1 protein-coding gene is annotated in these 231 nt (G+C 73.6%); it reads left to right on the forward strand.

What is annotated here, in order from left to right; translation table 11 throughout:
• A partial coding sequence (locus tag H9I38_RS10695) for an NlpC/P60 family protein (RefSeq protein WP_226338811.1) occupies positions 1–231 on the forward strand: 231 nt, incomplete at both ends.

A 231-nucleotide genomic window follows, 5' to 3' on the forward strand; every position in this document is an offset into this window, starting at 1 on the left:
CCGTCGACGGGGTCGTCGGCCGCGCCACCAAGGCCTCCATCGACCCGACCAGCGCTCCGGCACCGGCTCCGAAGGGCAGCCACAACGCCGCTGTCCTCGCCGCCGTCTCGCAGGTCATGGCCGGCAAGCACTACCCGTACGTGTGGGGCGGCGGCCACGGCGCCACGCCCGGCCCCACCAAGGGCGGCATGGACTGCTCCGGCTTCACCCGCTGGGTCTACTCCAAGGCCT

This window comes from Arthrobacter sp. UM1 (assembly GCF_020483305.1).
Lineage (GTDB): Bacteria > Actinomycetota > Actinomycetes > Actinomycetales > Micrococcaceae > Falsarthrobacter.